Here is a 17,232-nt window from a genome sequence, read left to right on the forward strand (position 1 = left end):
TCTTTTCGCTCACGCGCTTATTGCCCCAATAGATTTCACGTTGCAGCAAGGCGGCTGCGGCTTGAGAGATGCAGGGGATACACCAGCTTTTTTCAGGAGTTAGGCATGCTCACCTACGCTATTCGCAAAACCACGCTGTGCGTCGCGTTGACCCTGGCGGTCAGCACCCAGGCACTGGCGGCGACCGAGATCCCGTTCTGGCACTCAATGGAAGGCGAACTGGGTAAGGAAGTGGATTCCCTGGCGGACCGCTTCAACCAGACCCACAGCGACGTCAAGATCGTACCGGTTTATAAGGGCAACTACGAACAGAGCCTGGCGGCGGGCATTGCCGCTTACCGCTCCGGCAAGGCGCCGGCGATCCTACAGGTGTACGAAGTGGGCACCGCCACCATGATGGCGAGCAAAGCGATCAAACCGGTGTATGAGGTGTTTAAAGACGCCGGCATCAACTTCGACGAGTCGGTGTTCGTGCCGACGGTGGCCGGCTATTACACCGACAACAAGAGCGGCCACCTGCTGTCTCAACCGTTCAACAGCTCTACCCCGGTGTTGTACTACAACAAGGACGCCTTCAGGAAGGCCGGCCTGAACCCGGAACAACCGCCGAAAACCTGGCAGGAGCTGGCGGCGGATACCGCCAGGCTGCGCGCGGCCGGCATGAAGTGCGGCTATGCCAGCGGCTGGCAGGGCTGGATCCAGCTGGAGAACTTCAGCGCCTGGCACGGCGTGCCGTTCGCCACCGAAAACAACGGCTTCGGCGGCGCCAACGCCAAGCTGGAATTCAATCAGCCGCTGCAGGTGAAGCACATTCAGCTGCTGGAAGACATGAACAAGAAGGGTGATTTCACCTACTTCGGCCGCAAAGACGAGTCCACCGAGAAGTTCTACAGCGGCGACTGCGCCATCACTACCGCGTCGTCCGGTTCGCTGGCGGATATCAAGCACTACGCCAAGTTCAACTACGGCGTGGGCATGATGCCGTACGACGCCGACGCCAAAAACGCGCCGCAGAACGCCATCATCGGCGGGGCCAGCCTGTGGGTGATGAACGGCAAAGACGCCGCTACCTACAAGGGCGTGGCCGAGTTCCTGCAGTATCTGGCGCAGCCGGAGATCGCCGCCGAGTGGCACCAGAAGACCGGCTATCTGCCGATCACCACCGCCGCTTACGACCTGACCCAACAGCAGGGATTCTACGACAAGAACCCGGGCGCCGACGTCGCCACGCGCCAGATGCTGAACAAGCCGCCGTTGCCGTTCACCAAGGGCCTGCGCCTGGGCAATATGCCGCAGATCCGCAGCGTGGTGGATGAAGAACTGGAAAGCGTCTGGACCGGCAAGAAAACGCCTCAGCAGGCGCTGGATGCCGCCGTACAGCGCGGTGATGTACTGCTGCGCCGCTTCGAATCTTCGACGCAATAATCCCATTTGACTACTGCGCTTGCCATCTTGGGATTGGGCAGTGCTCGGACTCCTCACGTACTACGTGTACGCTCCGGATCCTGTGCGCTGTCCGCACCCAATCTGGCGGCGCTCGCAACGTCAACTGGAATTATTGCAGTCATGATTTTTGGCTACCGCACTTCGCCTCGTTTCGAATTGCCCATCTTTGTCTGCATGAGTCCTAGATTATGAGCTCACATCGTCCCGGTTTCGGCTGCAGCTGGCTGCCCTATGTGTTGGTGCTGCCGCAGCTGCTGATTACCGCAATCTTCTTTCTGTGGCCCGCCGGCGAGGCGCTGTGGTACTCGGTCCAGAGCCTCGATCCCTTCGGCCTGTCCAGCCAGTTTGTCGGGCTGGATAACTTTACCCAGCTGTTCCAAGACCCTTACTACCTCGATTCGTTTTACACCACGCTGATTTTCAGCTTGCTGGTGGCGGGCATCGGGCTGGTGGTGTCGCTGTTCTTCGCCGCGCTGGTGGATTACGTACTGCGCGGCAGCCGCATCTACCGCACGCTGATGATCCTGCCTTACGCGGTGGCGCCGGCGGTGGCGGCGGTGCTGTGGATCTTCCTGTTCAACCCGGGGCTGGGGTTGATCACCCATTTCCTCAACGGGCTGGGCTACAGCTGGAACCATGCGCAAAACAGCGGACAGGCGATGTTCCTGGTGGTGCTGGCCTCGGTATGGCAGCAGATCAGCTATAACTTTCTGTTTTTCCTCGCGGCGTTGCAGTCTATTCCGCGCTCGCTGGTGGAGGCCGCCGCTATCGACGGCGCCGGCCCGGTACGGCGTTTCTTCAATTTGGTATTGCCGTTGATCACCCCGGTGAGCTTCTTCCTGCTGGTGGTCAATCTGGTGTACGCCTTCTTCGACACCTTCCCGGTGATCGACGCCGCCACCGGCGGCGGGCCGGTGCAGTCCACCACCACGCTGATCTACAAGATCTACCGCGAAGGCTTCGCCGGCCTGGATCTGTCCAGCTCCGCCGCGCAGTCGGTGATCCTGATGCTGCTGGTGATCGGTCTGACGGTGATCCAGTTCCGTTTCGTAGAACGTAAGGTGCGCTACCAATGATTGAGAATCGACGCGGGCTGGATATCTTCAGCCATGTGATGCTGATAATCGGCGTGCTGGTGGTGCTGTTCCCGCTGTACGTGGCCTTTGTCGCCGCCACGCTGGACGACAAACAGGTGTTCCAGGTGCCGATGACCCTGGTGCCGGGCGGCCACCTGTGGGAGAACATCCGCAATATCTGGCAGGGCGGCGTGGGCAACCTCAAGGTGCCGTTCTCGCTGCTGCTGCTGAACAGCGTGATCATGGCGCTGGCGATCACCTTCGGCAAAATTGTGGTGTCGGTGCTGTCGGCTTACGCCATCGTTTACTTCCGTTTTCCGCTGCGCAGCCTGTTTTTCTGGCTGATCTTCCTCACCCTGATGTTGCCGGTAGAGGTGCGCATCTTCCCGACGGTGGAGGTGATCTCCAACCTCAACCTGCTGGACAGCTACACCGGCCTGACGCTGCCGCTGATGGCCTCGGCCACCGCCACCTTCCTGCTGCGCCAGTTCTTCATGACGCTGCCGGACGAGTTGCTGGAAGCGGCGCGCATCGACGGCGCCGGGCCGATGCGCTTTTTCTGGGACATCGTGCTGCCGCTGTCGAAGACCAACCTGGCGGCGCTGTTCGTCATCACCTTCATCTACGGTTGGAACCAGTACCTGTGGCCGATCCTGATCGCCAGCGACGCCTCGATGGGCACCGCAGTGGCGGGCATCAAGAGCATGATCTCCACCTCCGGCGCGCCGACCCAGTGGAATCAGGTGATGGCGGCGATGATCTTGACCTTAATCCCACCGCTGGCGGTGGTTCTTCTGATGCAGCGCTGGTTTGTGCGCGGTCTCGTCGACAGCGAGAAGTAACGAGAGAAATTTTCACATGGCAGGTTTAAAACTACAGGCGGTCACCAAGTCTTACGACGGCAAAACGCCGGTGATCAAACAGATCGACCTCGATGTGGCGGACGGCGAGTTTATCGTGATGGTCGGCCCGTCCGGCTGCGGCAAATCCACGCTGCTGCGCATGGTGGCCGGGCTGGAGCGCACCACCAGCGGCGATATTTATATCGATAGCCAAAGGGTCACCGATCTGGAGCCGAAGGATCGCGGCATCGCGATGGTGTTCCAGAACTACGCCTTGTACCCGCACATGAGCGTGTACGACAACATGGCCTACGGCCTGAAGATCCGCGGGTTCGGCAAGGATCATATCCGTCAGCGGGTTGAGGAGGCGGCGCGCATTCTGGAGCTGGAGCCGCTGCTGCGGCGCAAGCCGCGCGAGCTGTCCGGCGGCCAGCGCCAGCGGGTGGCGATGGGGCGCGCCATCGTGCGCGAACCGGCGGTGTTTCTGTTCGACGAACCGCTGTCCAACCTGGACGCCAAGCTGCGGGTGCAGATGCGCCTCGAGCTGCAGCAGCTGCATCGCCGGCTGAAAACCACCAGCCTGTACGTGACGCACGACCAGGTGGAGGCGATGACCCTGGCGCAGCGGGTGATCGTGATGAACAAAGGGGTGGCGGAGCAAATCGGCACCCCGAGCGAAGTGTATCAGCGCCCGGCGTCGCTGTTCGTCGCCAGCTTTATCGGCTCGCCGGCGATGAACCTGCTGCCGGGCAGCCTGAGCGCCGACGGCGGCCAACTGCAGCTGGCGGGCGGCATGACGCTGACCTTGCCGCAGGCCAAACCTCAGTGGGCGGGGCGCCAGTTGACGTTGGGCATCCGCCCGGAGCATATTCGACTGGCCACGCGCGAGCAGGGCGGCGTGCCGCTGCAGCTGCAAACGCTGGAGCTGTTGGGCGCCGACAACCTGGCGCACGGGCAGTGGGGCGGCCACGGGGTGATCGCGCGTTTGACGCATGAAACCTTGCCGGCGGCGGGCAGTACGCTATATTTGCAGCTGCCTGCACAGGCGCTGCACTTTTTTGATACCCACAGCGGATTAAGGATGGAATGATGACCACAGCCTGGTCTTATCCTCATATCGTCGCCCACCGCGGCGGCGGTTCTCTGGCGCCGGAAAACACCCTGGCGGCGATCGACGTCGGCGCGCGCCACGGCCATAAAATGATCGAGTTTGACGCCAAGCTGGCGCAGGACGGGCAAATCTTCCTGCTGCATGACGATACCCTGGATCGCACCAGCAACGGCTGGGGCGTGGCGGGCGAACTGCCGTGGGACAAGCTGGTGCAGCTCGACGCCGGCAACTGGTACAGCTCGGCCTACAAGGGCGAGCGGCTGCCGCTGCTGTCGGACGTGGCGGAGCGTTGTCGGCAACACGGGCTGATGGCCAATATCGAAATCAAACCCACCACCGGCAGCGACGACGAAACCGGCCGGGTAGTGGCGCTGGCGGCGCGCCTGCTGTGGCAGGGGCAGACCGACCCGTTGCTGTCCTCGTTCTCGGTTGAGGCGCTGGCGGCGGCGCAGCGCACCGTACCGGACCTGCCGCGCGGGCTGTTGCTGGACGAATGGGACGACAACTGGCGTGAACTCACCGAACGATTGGGCTGCGTCTCCTTGCATATCAACCATAAAGAGCTGACCGCTGAACGGGTGGCGGCGCTGAAAGGCGCCGGGTTGCGCATTCTGGCGTATACCGTCAATCAGCCGCAACGCGCGCGCTTGCTGCTGGACTGGGGCGTTGACTGCATTTGTACCGACCGGATAGATTTGATCGGCCCGGATTTCTGAATTGCAGAGCATTGAGGAATAACGGCGCCCGTTGAAACCCGCGACGACATTGCCCGCCGCCGCGCCACCGGAAGGAATGTGATGTCCGCCTTTATCGTTTCACTGTGGCACCAGATAGTGCTGTCTTTACCGTTATTTGTGTTGATCGTGCTGGGATACGGCCTGATTCGCTGGGGGAAATGGCCTGCAGGAGTCACCGACGGCCTGACCCGCTTCGTTTTCTCCCTCGCGCTGCCGGCCATGCTGTTCCGCATGATGTGCGATTTCTCGCAGCGGCCGGCGGTGGACGCCCGGCTGCTGATCGCCTTCTTCGGCAGCTGCCTGGTGGTGTTCGTCGTCGGCCGCATCGCCGCCCGCCGGCTGTTCGGCCTGGACGGCGTGTCAGGTTCGGTGTTCGCGCTGGGCGGCATTTTCTCCAATAACGTGATGCTCGGCCTGCCGATCGCCAGCGTCATGCTCGGTGAGGCGGCGATCCCGTCGGTGGCGCTGGTGCTGGTGTTCAACGGCCTGATCCTGTGGACGCTGGTGACCGTTTCCATTGAATGGGCGCGCAACGGTTCGCCGACGCTGCACGGCTTCATCAAAACCGCCCGCAGCGTACTGACTAACCCGCTGATCATCGGCATCCTGTCCGGCACCCTGTTCAGCCTCACCGGGCTGCCGCTGCCGGCGTTCGTCGATCAGCCGGTCAGCATGCTCGGCCAGGTGGCGGCGCCGTTGTCGCTGGTGGTGCTCGGCATGGGGCTGGCGGAATATCGCATTGGCGAAGGCTGGCAGCTGAGCAGCGCCATCTGTTTCCTCAAGCTGCTTGTGCAGCCGCTGGTGGTTTGGCTGCTGGCCTGGATGATGGACCTGCCGCCGATGGAAACCCGCGTGGTGGTGCTGTTGGGATCGATGGCGGTGGGGGTGAACGTTTATCTGATGTCGCGTCAGTTCAACGTGCTCACCGGCCCGGCCGCCACCAGCCTGGTGATGTCCACCGCGCTGGCGGCGATCACCACCCCTTTAATCCTCACCGTTATGGGCGTGCGGGCGTAGCCGGCAACGGCGCCTGCGGCACCGCCGGCGCCGTGCGTTGGAACGGATCGCGCGGCTGATTGCCGTTTGGCAGCGGCTGGCCGCCGTTTGGCGTGGTTTTCAGCAGCCGCTGTTGGTGGTTGTCGAACTGCCGCTGTTGCTGCAGGCGGCGCTGGTCCAGCTGCTGATTGTTCAGCATGCGCTGCTGCTGCGCCTGCTGGCTGCGCTGGTTGAGCAACTGCTGCTGTGAGTCGAGCTCGGTGACGCCGTTGGCCGCGGCCGCCAGACCGGGCAGCAGCAGGCCGAACAGAATGTGATAAGTTTTCATGATATTTACCTCGCCTTTCCATTAAGCCTAATCCAAAGGTGAAAATTTGCCGACAGTTTGCATTTCGAGCAGACGTCAACCGCCTTTTCGTTACCCCGCGCCGCGCCTTCCGTTACAATCGCCCTTTCTGAATTTTTAGGGTGAACCCATCGTGCTGCTTCTGGTGATGACTACCATTCTGTGGGCGTTCTCTTTCAGCCTGATCGGCGAATATCTGGCGGGCCATGTCGATAGCTGGTTCTCGGTGCTGATGCGCATCGGGCTGGCGGCGCTGGTATTTCTGCCGTTCCTGCGCTGGCGCAACATTCGGCCAAAGGTGATCCTGCTGTATATGCTGGTGGGCGCCTGCCAGCTCGGCATCATGTACCTGTTCAGCTTCCGCGCCTATCTGTACCTGACGGTGCCGGAGTTCCTGCTGTTCACCGTGCTGACCCCGCTGTACGTCACGCTGATTTACGATCTGCTCAGCGGCCGGCGCCTGCGCTGGGGCTATGTGTTCAGCGCGCTGCTGGCGGTGCTGGGGGCGGCTATCATCCGTTACCATCAGCTGAGCGAGCATTTCTGGTGGGGCCTGCTGCTGGTGCAGGCGGCGAACATCAGCTTCGCCATCGGCATGGTCGGCTATAAGCGCCTGATGGAGGTGCACCCGCTGCCGCAGCACACCGCGTTCTCCTGGTTCTACCTGGGGGCGTTGGCGGTGGCGGTGGTGGCCTGGTGCCTGTGGGGCAATCCGCAGCAGCTGCCGACCACCAACCTGCAATGGGGAGTGCTGATCTGGTTGGGGGCGGTGGCTTCCGGGCTGGGTTACTTCATGTGGAACTACGGCGCGACCCAGGTGGATGCAGGCACGCTGGGCATCATGAATAACATGCATGTGCCGGCCGGGCTGTTGGTGAACCTGGCCATCTGGCAGCAGCAACCGCATTGGCCCAGCTTTATCATCGGCGGGGCGGTGATCGTCGCGTCGCTGTGGGTACATCGCCGCTGGGTGGCGCCGAAGCAGGTCGGCTGAAGCGACGGGCCGCCCAAGCGCAGGCGGCCCGAAGCGTTATGGCTGCGAGCCCAGCCCTTTGACGCCGGCGCCGCCGGGGATGGGGCGCGCCGCGTCGCGCACGAACGGCAGATGGTCGCAGGCGTGCTGGCGCGCAGAGCGGATAAAGGCTTCCGTCACCGCCTGACGCTGCTCGCCGTCGCGCACCGCGGCATACAGGCGGCTCCACAGGCCGTCGCCCAGGGTTTTGGTGACCACCAGCCCCTGGCGCTCAAAGCTTTCCACCACCCAGTGCGGCAGCGCCGCAATCCCCATCCGCGCCGATACCATTTGAATCAGCAGCAACGTGTTATCCACGCTTTTCAGCGCCGGGCTGACGCCCGCCGGCTGCAGGAAATGCCGCCAGATGTCCAGCCGCTGGCGCTGCACCGGGTAAATCAGCAGCGTTTCATCGCTGAGATCTTCCGGCTCAATGTGCGGCTTGCTCGCCAGCGGATGGTCCGGCGCCAGCACCAACCGCACCTCAAAATCAAACATCGGCGAATAATGCAGGCCGCTGCGCGGCAAGATGTCCGAGGTCAGCACCAGATCCAGCTCGCCCTGCTGCAGCGCCGGCTGCGGATCGAAGGTTACGCCGGACTTGAAATCCATCACCACCTGCGGGAAGCGGAGGCGGAAGTTGTCCAGCGCCGGCGTCAGCCACTGGATGCAGCTGTGGCATTCAATCGCGATGCGCAACGTAGCCTGGTGCGGTTCGTGGCAGGCCAGCAGCGCCTGCTGGATCTGCGGCAGCACCTGCTCCGCCAGCTGTAACAGGATCTCGCCCTGCGCGGTGAAGCGCAGCGGCTGGCTTTTGCGAACGAACAGCTTGAAGCCCAGGCGCTGCTCCAGATCGCTGAACTGATGCGACAGGGCAGATTGCGTCTGGTGAAGTTGGGCCGCCGCCGCCGCCAGCGAACCGGTGTTGCGCAGAGCCTGCAGCGTCCGTAAGTGTTTCAGTTCGATCATGAGAGTCCTTCACAGTGACAGTGAATAAATTGCGCTTGTGGTTAATACAGTACCTGCGGATTATGGATGTGTAAACATCTGGACGGCTAAATGGGGAATATGACGATGGCAATTTTAAATCACACGCTGGGTTTTCCGCGCGTTGGGCTACGACGTGAACTGAAAAAAGCTCAGGAAAGCTACTGGGCTGGCAACTCAACGCAGGAAGAACTGCTGGCGGTTGGCCGCGAGCTGCGCGCTCGCCATTGGCAACAGCAACAGCAGGCCGGAGTGGATTTGGTGCCGGTCGGCGATTTCGCTTGGTACGACCACGTGTTGACCACCAGCCTGCTGCTGGGCAACGTGCCGGCGCGTCATCAGAATGCGGACGGCGCTATCGATCTGGATACGCTGTTTCGCATCGGCCGCGGCCGCGCCCCGAGCGGCGAACCGGCGGCGGCGGCGGAAATGACCAAGTGGTTCAACACCAACTACCACTACATGGTGCCTGAGTTTCACCAGGGCCAGCAGTTCAAACTGGGCTGGACCCAGCTGCTGGACGAAGTTGACGAAGCGCTGGCGCTGGGCCACAAGATCAAGCCGGTGTTGCTGGGCCCGGTAACTTACCTGTGGCTGGGCAAAGTGAAGGGCGAGCAGTTCGACCGCCTGTCGCTGTTGAAGGACATTCTGCCCGTTTACCAACAGGTGCTGGCCGAGCTGGCCAGGCGCGGCGTCGAATGGGTGCAGATCGACGAACCGGCACTGGTGCTGGAGCTGCCGCAGGAATGGCTGGCCGCCTTCAAGCCGGCTTACGACGCGCTGCAGGGCCAGGCCAAGCTGCTGCTGACCACCTATTTCGACAGCGTCGGCCATAACCTCGAGACGGTCCGCGCCCTGCCGGTGCAGGGGCTGCACGTCGATCTGGTCGCCGGCCACGACGATATCGCCGCCTTGAACGACGCGCTGCCAAAAGAGTGGCTGCTGTCGCTGGGCGCGATCAACGGCCGCAACGTCTGGCGCGCCGATCTGAGCGACTGGTTCGAACGCCTGCAGCCGCTGGTGGGTAGCCGCCCGCTGTGGATCGGCAGCTCTTGTTCGCTGCTGCACAGCCCGATCGACCTGAGCGTGGAAAGCCGCCTGGACGACGAAGTGAAGAGCTGGTTCGCCTTCGCGCTGCAGAAATGCGCCGAACTGGCGCTGCTGAGCTCGGCGCTGAATGCGCCGGGTGCGGCGAAACAGACCGAACTGGACGCCTACAGCGCGCCAATCCGCGCCCGCCGCCAGTCCAGTCGGGTGCACAATGCGCAGGTGGAACAACGTCTGGCGGCGATCACCGCGCAGGACAGCGAGCGCCGGCGCCCTTACGCCGAGCGCGCCCAGGCGCAGCGTGAGCGCTTCCACCTGCCGGCCTGGCCGACCACCACCATCGGCTCGTTCCCGCAGACCACCGAGATCCGCAGCCTGCGCCTGGACTTCAAACAGGGGCGACTGGACGGCAACAACTACCGCACCAGCATCGGCGAACACATCAAACAGGCGATCGTCGAGCAGGAGCGCCTGGGGCTGGACGTGCTGGTGCACGGCGAAGCCGAGCGCAACGACATGGTGGAATACTTCGGCGAGAACCTCGACGGCTTCGTTTTCACCCAGAACGGCTGGGTGCAGAGCTACGGTTCCCGCTGCGTGAAGCCGCCGGTGATCATCGGCGACATCAGCCGCCCGGAAGCCATCACCGTCGAGTGGGCGAAATACGCCCAGTCGCTGACCGAAAAACCGGTGAAAGGCATGCTGACCGGGCCGGTGACCATCCTGTGCTGGTCGTTCCCGCGTGAGGACGTGACCCGTGAAGTGATCGCCAGGCAGATCGCCCTGGCGCTGCGCGACGAAGTGGCAGACCTGGAGAAAGCCGGCATCGGCATCATCCAGATCGACGAGCCTGCGCTGCGCGAAGGCCTGCCGCTGCGCCAATCCGACTGGGCCGCTTACCTGAACTGGGCGGTGGACGCTTTCAAACTGAACGCCGCTGTGGCGCGGGATGATACCCAGATCCACACCCATATGTGTTACTGCGAGTTCAACGACATCATGGACTCCATCGCGGCGCTGGATGCCGACGTAATCACCATCGAAACCTCGCGTTCCGATATGGATCTGCTGGAAGCCTTCAAGGAGTTCGAATACCCGAATGAAATCGGCCCGGGCGTGTACGACATCCACTCGCCGAACGTGCCGAGCGTGGAATGGATCGAAGCGCTGCTGCGCAAAGCCGCGCAGAACATCCCGGCGGAGCGCCTGTGGGTAAACCCGGACTGCGGCCTGAAAACCCGCGGCTGGCCGGAAACCCGGCAGTCGTTGGCCAACATGGTGCTGGCGGCGCAGCGCCTGCGCGAGCAACGAGCCTGATCGCGGCGCGGCGGTCGGGCATCGGGGCCGCCGTGCATTGAGGTTCTGGTGTGATGATATTGGGCGCCCAGGCGCCCCTTTTTATGTCTGCAGACGGCCGCCGCAGCCGCCGAGGAGGGGATTACTCGACGCCGGCCACGCCGTGCTGCGCGAACCAGTCCAGCATGCGTCGCCAGCCGTCCGCCGCCGCTTCGGCGTTATAACTCGGACGATAATCGGCGTTGAAGGCGTGCCCTGCCTCGGGGTAGACCACGATTTCCGCCTCGGCGTTGGCGGCGCGGATCGCCTGACGCATGGTTTCCACCGTCTCCTGCGGAATGCTGTCGTCCTGCCCGCCATACAGCCCCAGCACCGGCGCCGACAGCTGGGTCGCAACGTCCACCGGCTGCTTCGGCGAATTCAGCGTTTTTTCACCCACCAGCTTGCCGTACCAGGCGACCGCGGCTTTCAGCTGCGGGTTGTGCGCGGCGTACAGCCAGGTGATGCGGCCGCCCCAGCAGAAGCCGGTTATCGCCAGTTTGCCGGCGTCGCCGCCGTGGCGCGTTGCCCAGTGGGCGGCATGGTCCAGATCCGACAGCACCTGGCGGTCCGGCACCTTGGTCACCAACTGCTGGAACAGCTCGCCGATGTCGCTGTAGTCGTTGGCGTCGCCCTGGCGGAAGTAGAGTTCCGGCGCTATTGCCAGATAACCCTGCTTGGCCAGGCGGCGGCACAGATCCTGAATATGTTCGTGCACGCCGAAGATTTCCTGCACCACCAGCACCACCGGGAAGGGGCCACCGTGGTCGGCGGGTTTGGCGATGTAGGCCGGCAGTTCATCGCCCTGGGAAGGGATGGTGGTTTGCCCGGCGTGAATGCCCTGTTCGTCGGTGAGAATAGCGGAGGCGGCCAACGGTGCGGCGGCCGGGGCGAATCCCCCCGCGGCCTGTTGTAATGTCATCACGTGGTCGGTTTTCATTGCGGTCTCCGTGCAATAGAAAAAAACGCTGAGATTAACTATAGGAAAGATTACCCGTTATTGGCATCGAGTGGAGCACTTTCGGCCAAGTCGGTAAAAAACGGCTAATTATCTGGCTTTACGGCATTTTTAAGCCCTTTTTATCATGCTATTGCGCATTTTGGCCCCTGTAAGTGCCATAAGGTGCGTTAGGCGCCTTTTTTGTCGCTAAGTCACCGATAGAATGCGGTTATTCCCTCCCTGCGGCCAAAGGATTTCGGCAGGCGGGCGGCCGCCTCGGTGGGGCAGCGCGCAGGACAGCGGCGAAGTGGGTTCGTCGGCTAGGCTGGTGGTGTTTATCGTTGGGGCGTTAACCTGATTTTTGTGATAAAAATCACAATTATTATGTAGTTTGATTTCTGTTTCTTTGCTCATGGTGATTGCCGTCACGAAATTGACCGGCAGTTTTCAGTAGAGTGCTTTTTTGTTCCTCCCAATAAACATGATCCATGAGGAGTCTCGTATGTCTCAATCTGACGTTTTTCATCTCGGCCTCACCAAAAGTGATTTACAAGGGGCTCAGCTTGCCATCGTGCCGGGCGATCCGCAGCGCGTAGAGAAAATTGCCAAGCTGATGGAAAATCCGGTGCATCTGGCCTCCCATCGTGAATTCACCACCTGGCGCGCGGAGCTGGACGGCAAGGCGGTGATCGTCTGCTCTACCGGCATCGGCGGCCCATCCACCTCGATTGCGGTGGAAGAGCTGGCGCAGCTGGGCATTCGCACCTTCCTGCGCATCGGCACCACCGGCGCCATTCAGTCCGACATCAACGTCGGCGATGTGCTGGTCACCACCGCGGCGGTGCGTCTTGACGGCGCCAGCCTGCACTTCGCGCCGATGGAGTTCCCGGCGGTCGCGGACTTTGCCTGCACCACCGCGCTGGTGGAAGCGGCCAAAGCCAGCGGCGCCACTACCCATATTGGCGTGACCGCGTCTTCCGATACCTTCTACCCGGGCCAGGAGCGCTACGACACTTACTCCGGCCGCGTGGTCAGCCGTTTCAAAGGCTCGATGGAAGAATGGCAGGCGATGGGCGTGATGAACTATGAAATGGAATCCGCCACCCTGCTGACCATGTGCGCCAGCCAGGGCCTGCGCGCCGGTATGGTCGCCGGGGTGATCGTCAACCGTACCCAGCAAGAGATCCCGAACGCGGAAACCATGAAAAACACCGAAAGCAAAGCGGTGCAGATCGTGGTGGACGCCGCGCGCCGCCTGCTGTAATCCCCTGTTGTTCAACGGGTCGCTCTGCGGCCCGTTTTTCCATTCGCGGTTAATCTGTTACGGTTATAGCCATCGGCGTCACGCCGACGGCCGCAGCGTTATTGCATGTTGGCCGCCGCCGCAGCGCGTTGTCAAACCATAACAATGAGGACGTTTATGACCGCCCAAATCCTGCTTCACCCTTCGCTTGCGCCGCTCGACGGCGGTATCAACTTTCGCGATTTTGGCGGCAACGGCGTGGCCGATGGGCGCCGCATCAAACGCGGCCTGCTGTTCCGTTCCGGCTCGCTCGAGCGGCTGACGGAGAAAGACTGCGAGTTTCTGGCCGGCGTGCCGGTGCGATCGGTGCTGGACTACCGCGACGCCGACGAGGTGCAGGCCAAGCCGGATATCCTGTGGCGCGGCGCCGATTATCACCACGTGCCGGCCAACCCGCTGAGCAACGAGGTCAACGCCAACCTGGAAAAGCTCACCAGCGAAACGCTGGCCGGCTTTGACGCCCGGGCGTTCATGCTGGAGCTGTATCGCCGCCTGCCGTTCGGCAATGCGGCCTACAAGCGGCTGGCGCAGCTGCTGAGCAACCCCGGCGACGGCGCGATTGTGCAGCACTGCGCGGTGGGTAAAGACCGCACCGGGATAGGTTCGGCGCTGGTGCTGTTTGCGCTGGGCGCCGACGAAGCGACGGTGACCGAAGATTACCTGCTGACCGAAACCACGCTGGCGACCTTTCGCGAGCAGATGTTGGATCAGCTGTCGATCCGCTTGAACGCGGCCGCGCTCGGGCAGTTCGCCTACGTGCTGAGCGCGCGCGAAGAGTTTCTGATGACCGCCCTGAGCTGCATCCGCGAACAATACGGCTCTACCGATCGCTGGCTGGAGGCGGAGTACGGTCTGGGGGCGGCCCAGCGCGAAACGCTGCAGGCGTTTTACCTCGAGTAAACCGCCTGATGTTTAGCCGGGGTTTAACTCGTTCCGGCTGACATTGCGTATCCTTGGCGGTGGAATATCGCGTATCAGGAGCCCCGTATTGAGCCTCAATGACGTTATCAACTGGGTCAGCGACGTCGTGCGTCAGCACGAGGGCTGGGCCCTTCCCATTATCTTCTTCCTGGCGTTCGGCGAGTCGCTGGCGTTTTTGTCGCTGCTGCTGCCGGCCACGGTGATCCTGCTGGCGCTGGGCGCGTTGATCGGCGAAAGCGGCATCGCGTTTTGGCCGATCTGGGCCGCCGCCGCCGCCGGCGCCTTCTTCGGCGACTGGATCTCCTATTGGATCGGCTATCACTATCAGGACCGGGTGGCGCACATGTGGCCGCTGTCGCGCAATCCGCAGTTATTGACGCGCGGCCATGCGTTTTTTGAGCGCTGGGGCGTAGTGGGCATTTTCATCGGCCGCTTCTTCGGCCCGCTGCGCGCCGTGGTGCCGCTGGTGGGGGGCATATGCGGCATGCCGCAGCGCTATTTCCAACTGGCGAACATCACTTCGGCGATGATCTGGGCGTTTGGCATTCTGGCGCCCGGGGCGTTCGGCATCAAGTGGTTAAGCCAATGGTTGGGCTGACTTTCGCCTGAGTTGCGCGCCGGCGCGCAATATTGCCCGCAGCGTGCAAAATCAGGCTGGACATCCATACAGCATCCCCTTAACGTGACGGGCAACGGGCGAGTGAAACGCCGGAACGGCAAGGCGCAACAGGAGGCAGGGTGGATACCAGTCTGGTTTACGGTATGGGTGGGGTGGTTATCGGCATGCTGCTGGGGTGGCTGATCGCCAGCCTGCGGGCGCAGCAGGCCGGCGCGCAGCATGAAACCGAGCTGCGCTTGCTGGAGCAATCGCTGCTGCAGGCGCAACAGGAAGCGACGGCCCGGCAGGAGACGCTGCAGCGCCAGGAACAACAGATGCGCCAGAGCGATCTGGAGCTGCGCAATTTGCACAGCCAGCTGGCGGCCGGGCACGAAAAGCTGCAACAGCTCAATCACTGGCGCAACGAGTGCGAACTGCTCAATCAGGAGCTGCGCGCCCAGCGCGAGGTCAACGGCGTGCAGGAAGCCGAACTGCGCGAGGTCACCATCCGTCTGGAGGAGACCCGCATGGCGGCGGAAGAAAAGCAGCGCCTGCTGATCAACAGCGAACAGCGCCTCACCACGCAGTTCGAAAACCTGGCCAACCGCATTTTCGAACACAGCGGGCGCAAGGTGGATGAACAGAACCGGCAGAGCCTGGATCGCCTGTTGCTGCCGCTGCGCGAACAGCTGGACGGCTTCCGCCGCCAGGTGCAGGACAGCTTTGGCCAGGAAGCACGCGAGCGCCATACGTTGACGCACGAAATCCGTAATCTGCAGCAGCTCAATGCGCAGATGGCGCGCGAAGCCATCAACCTCACCAAGGCGCTGAAGGGGGACAATAAAACCCAGGGCAACTGGGGCGAGGTGGTGCTTAGCCGGGTGCTGGAGGCCTCCGGCCTGCGCGAAGGCCACGAGTATGAAACCCAGGTCAACGTACGGGTGGACCACCAGAGCCGCATGCAGCCAGACGTCATCGTCCGGCTGCCGCAGGGCAAGGACGTGGTGATCGACGCCAAGATGTCGTTGATCGCCTACGAACGCTATTTCAACGGGGAAGACGAGGCGGAGCGCGAAGCGGCGCTGAATGAGCATATCGCCTCGCTGCGCGGCCATATCCGGCTGCTGGGGCGCAAGGACTACCAGCAGTTGCCCGGCCTGCGTTCGCTGGATTACGTGCTGATGTTCATTCCGGTCGAGCCGGCCTTCCTGTTGGCGATCGACCGCGAGCCCGAATTGATCAGCGAGGCGCTCAAGCACAACATTATGCTGGTCAGCCCCACCACGCTGCTGGTGGCGCTGCGCACCATCACCAACCTGTGGCGCTACGAACATCAGAGCCAAAATGCCCAGCGCATCGCCGACCGGGCGGCGAAGCTGTACGACAAGATGCGGCTGTTCGTGGACGACATGTCCGCGCTGGGGCAAAGCCTGGATAAAGCGCAGGGCAGTTATCGCCAGGCGATGAACAAACTGAGCGAAGGCCGTGGTAATCTTATCGGCCAGACCGAGGGCTTCCGCGCGCTGGGGGTTGAAGTGAAGCGACCTATCAACCCGCTGCTGGCGCAGCAGGCCGGCGCGCAGCAAGATGAAGCCGATGCGGCGGCGGACGACGACGAGGCCGCCGCAGTGCCGCAGGCGGAAGATGACAATCCCGCCGAAGAACCAGGCTCCGTTTCGCATGGCTGAACGCCGCGGCGAGGTGGGGTATTCCTTGGGGTTCTGGTACACTCAACCCCACAAAATTGACTGAATAGCAGGCAGGACAATGGCAGAACAACCGCAGGAAACCACCGATTTCGGTTTTCGCACCGTCGCTAGAGACGAAAAACAGGCCATGGTGGCGGACGTTTTTCATTCGGTAGCGGCCAAGTATGACGTGATGAACGACCTGATGTCGTTCGGCATCCACCGCATCTGGAAGCGTTTCACCATTGACTGCAGCGGCGTGCGCCGCGGGCAGCGGGTGCTGGATCTGGCCGGTGGCACCGGCGACCTGGCCGCCAAGTTCTCCCGCATGGTCGGTGAGCAGGGGCAGGTGGTGCTGGCGGACATCAACGATTCGATGCTGAAGATGGGGCGCGAAAAGCTGCGCGATCGCGGCATCGTCGGCAACATCAACTATGTGCAGGCCAATGCCGAAGCATTGCCGTTCCCCGACAACTACTTCGACTGCATCACCATCTCTTTCGGCCTGCGCAACGTGACCGACAAGGACAAGGCGCTGCGTTCGATGTTCCGCGTGCTGAAGCCGGGCGGCCGCCTGCTGGTGCTGGAGTTCTCCAAGCCGCTGCTGGCGCCGCTGAGCAAGGCCTACGACGCTTATTCTTTCCACGTGCTGCCAAAAATCGGCGAGCTGGTGGTGAAGGATCCGGACAGCTACCGCTATCTGGCCGAGTCGATCCGCATGCACCCCGATCAGGAAACCCTGAAGGGCATGATGGGCAACGCCGGCTTCGATAACGTGACCTATTTCAACCTGACCGGCGGCATTGTGGCGCTGCATCGGGGCTTCAAGTTCTGATATGAATATGCC

Annotated in this window: 16 protein-coding genes; 13 read left to right on the top strand and 3 right to left on the bottom strand. The window is 62.3% G+C overall.

All coding sequences use genetic code 11. From position 1 onward, the window contains the following. Positions 1–105: 105 nt before the first annotated feature. From ugpB to CKW09_RS01060, 6 genes are all read left to right on the top strand, one after another. Complete coding sequence (gene ugpB, locus CKW09_RS01030) at positions 106–1,425, top strand: sn-glycerol-3-phosphate ABC transporter substrate-binding protein UgpB (RefSeq protein ID WP_095095075.1); 1,320 nt, start codon at positions 106–108, stop codon at positions 1,423–1,425. A gap of 209 nt (positions 1,426–1,634) precedes the next feature. Continuing rightward, entirely contained in the window at positions 1,635–2,522 is an 888-nt protein-coding gene (ugpA, locus tag CKW09_RS01040; protein ID WP_095095078.1) for a sn-glycerol-3-phosphate ABC transporter permease UgpA, read from the top strand. Beyond that, the gene (ugpE, locus tag CKW09_RS01045) at positions 2,519–3,364 is read left to right on the top strand and encodes a sn-glycerol-3-phosphate ABC transporter permease UgpE (RefSeq protein ID WP_061798762.1); all 846 of its coding nucleotides are present in this window, start codon (positions 2,519–2,521) and stop codon (positions 3,362–3,364) included. Before ugpA ends, ugpE begins: the two co-directional genes overlap by 4 nt. A gap of 16 nt (positions 3,365–3,380) precedes the next feature. Continuing rightward, positions 3,381–4,454, top strand: a complete 1,074-nt coding sequence (locus tag CKW09_RS01050; protein ID WP_061798761.1) for a sn-glycerol-3-phosphate import ATP-binding protein UgpC — start codon at positions 3,381–3,383, stop codon at positions 4,452–4,454. Beyond that, positions 4,454–5,191 (top strand): glycerophosphodiester phosphodiesterase, encoded by a 738-nt coding sequence (gene ugpQ / locus CKW09_RS01055; RefSeq protein ID WP_061798849.1) that lies wholly within the window; start codon positions 4,454–4,456, stop codon positions 5,189–5,191. Before CKW09_RS01050 ends, ugpQ begins: the two co-directional genes overlap by 1 nt. 81 nt (positions 5,192–5,272) lie before the next feature. After that, complete coding sequence (locus CKW09_RS01060; protein WP_095095081.1) at positions 5,273–6,229, top strand: AEC family transporter; 957 nt, start codon at positions 5,273–5,275, stop codon at positions 6,227–6,229. Here CKW09_RS01060 and CKW09_RS01065 read toward each other — a convergent pair. Further along, the gene (locus CKW09_RS01065) at positions 6,210–6,536 is read right to left on the bottom strand and encodes a hypothetical protein (RefSeq protein WP_061798757.1); all 327 of its coding nucleotides are present in this window, start codon (positions 6,534–6,536) and stop codon (positions 6,210–6,212) included. The two genes, CKW09_RS01060 and CKW09_RS01065, sit on opposite strands and share 20 nt — an antisense overlap. A gap of 151 nt (positions 6,537–6,687) precedes the next feature. Here CKW09_RS01065 and CKW09_RS01070 point away from each other — a divergent pair, with 151 nt between their 5' ends. Further along, the gene (locus tag CKW09_RS01070; protein ID WP_095095084.1) at positions 6,688–7,548 is read left to right on the top strand and encodes a carboxylate/amino acid/amine transporter; all 861 of its coding nucleotides are present in this window, start codon (positions 6,688–6,690) and stop codon (positions 7,546–7,548) included. A gap of 36 nt (positions 7,549–7,584) precedes the next feature. Here the strand turns inward: CKW09_RS01070 and metR are convergent, their stop codons facing one another. Next, positions 7,585–8,535 carry an HTH-type transcriptional regulator MetR gene (gene metR, locus CKW09_RS01075; protein ID WP_061798753.1) on the bottom strand — a complete coding sequence of 317 codons (951 nt, stop codon included), beginning with the start codon at positions 8,533–8,535 and terminating at the stop codon, positions 7,585–7,587. Positions 8,536–8,625: 90 nt separating this feature from the next. Between metR and metE the strand changes: the two genes are divergently transcribed. Beyond that, a complete protein-coding gene (gene metE / locus CKW09_RS01080) occupies positions 8,626–10,917 on the top strand; it encodes a 5-methyltetrahydropteroyltriglutamate--homocysteine S-methyltransferase (protein ID WP_095095087.1) in 2,292 nt (763 codons plus the stop codon). Positions 10,918–11,038: 121 nt separating this feature from the next. Here the strand turns inward: metE and CKW09_RS01085 are convergent, their stop codons facing one another. After that, entirely contained in the window at positions 11,039–11,875 is an 837-nt protein-coding gene (locus CKW09_RS01085) for a dienelactone hydrolase family protein (RefSeq protein WP_095095089.1), read from the bottom strand. A 502-nt stretch (positions 11,876–12,377) separates the two neighbouring features. Between CKW09_RS01085 and udp the strand changes: the two genes are divergently transcribed. From udp to ubiE, 5 genes are all read left to right on the top strand, one after another. Next, the gene (gene udp / locus CKW09_RS01090; RefSeq protein WP_061798748.1) at positions 12,378–13,139 is read left to right on the top strand and encodes a uridine phosphorylase; all 762 of its coding nucleotides are present in this window, start codon (positions 12,378–12,380) and stop codon (positions 13,137–13,139) included. Between the two features lie 156 nt (positions 13,140–13,295). Beyond that, a complete protein-coding gene (locus tag CKW09_RS01095) occupies positions 13,296–14,078 on the top strand; it encodes a tyrosine-protein phosphatase (protein WP_061798747.1) in 783 nt (260 codons plus the stop codon). A gap of 88 nt (positions 14,079–14,166) precedes the next feature. Further along, the gene (locus tag CKW09_RS01100; protein WP_061798745.1) at positions 14,167–14,697 is read left to right on the top strand and encodes a DedA family protein; all 531 of its coding nucleotides are present in this window, start codon (positions 14,167–14,169) and stop codon (positions 14,695–14,697) included. 140 nt (positions 14,698–14,837) lie between these two features. Then, entirely contained in the window at positions 14,838–16,385 is a 1,548-nt protein-coding gene (gene rmuC, locus CKW09_RS01105; protein ID WP_061798743.1) for a DNA recombination protein RmuC, read from the top strand. A 79-nt stretch (positions 16,386–16,464) separates the two neighbouring features. Then, on the top strand, positions 16,465–17,220 hold the full coding sequence (ubiE, locus tag CKW09_RS01110; protein ID WP_061798741.1) for a bifunctional demethylmenaquinone methyltransferase/2-methoxy-6-polyprenyl-1,4-benzoquinol methylase UbiE: 756 nt from the start codon (positions 16,465–16,467) through the stop codon (positions 17,218–17,220). Positions 17,221–17,232 lie beyond the last annotated feature (12 nt).

This window comes from Serratia ficaria (assembly GCF_900187015.1).
Classification (GTDB): domain Bacteria; phylum Pseudomonadota; class Gammaproteobacteria; order Enterobacterales; family Enterobacteriaceae; genus Serratia; species Serratia ficaria.

Excerpts from the sequence above, each read along its gene's own strand:
- ugpB (WP_095095075.1), top strand. The coding sequence starts at position 106 with ATGCTCACCTACGCTATTCGCAAAACCACGCTGTGCGTCGCGTTGACC.
- ugpA (WP_095095078.1), top strand. The coding sequence starts at position 1,635 with ATGAGCTCACATCGTCCCGGTTTCGGCTGCAGCTGGCTGCCCTATGTG.
- ugpE (WP_061798762.1), top strand. The coding sequence starts at position 2,519 with ATGATTGAGAATCGACGCGGGCTGGATATCTTCAGCCATGTGATGCTG.
- CKW09_RS01050 (WP_061798761.1), top strand. The coding sequence starts at position 3,381 with ATGGCAGGTTTAAAACTACAGGCGGTCACCAAGTCTTACGACGGCAAA.
- ugpQ (WP_061798849.1), top strand. The coding sequence starts at position 4,454 with ATGACCACAGCCTGGTCTTATCCTCATATCGTCGCCCACCGCGGCGGC.
- CKW09_RS01060 (WP_095095081.1), top strand. The coding sequence starts at position 5,273 with ATGTCCGCCTTTATCGTTTCACTGTGGCACCAGATAGTGCTGTCTTTA.
- CKW09_RS01065 (WP_061798757.1), bottom strand. The coding sequence starts at position 6,536 with ATGAAAACTTATCACATTCTGTTCGGCCTGCTGCTGCCCGGTCTGGCG.
- metR (WP_061798753.1), bottom strand. The coding sequence starts at position 8,535 with ATGATCGAACTGAAACACTTACGGACGCTGCAGGCTCTGCGCAACACC.
- metE (WP_095095087.1), top strand. The coding sequence starts at position 8,626 with ATGGGGAATATGACGATGGCAATTTTAAATCACACGCTGGGTTTTCCG.
- CKW09_RS01085 (WP_095095089.1), bottom strand. The coding sequence starts at position 11,875 with ATGAAAACCGACCACGTGATGACATTACAACAGGCCGCGGGGGGATTC.
- udp (WP_061798748.1), top strand. The coding sequence starts at position 12,378 with ATGTCTCAATCTGACGTTTTTCATCTCGGCCTCACCAAAAGTGATTTA.
- CKW09_RS01095 (WP_061798747.1), top strand. The coding sequence starts at position 13,296 with ATGACCGCCCAAATCCTGCTTCACCCTTCGCTTGCGCCGCTCGACGGC.
- ubiE (WP_061798741.1), top strand. The coding sequence starts at position 16,465 with ATGGCAGAACAACCGCAGGAAACCACCGATTTCGGTTTTCGCACCGTC.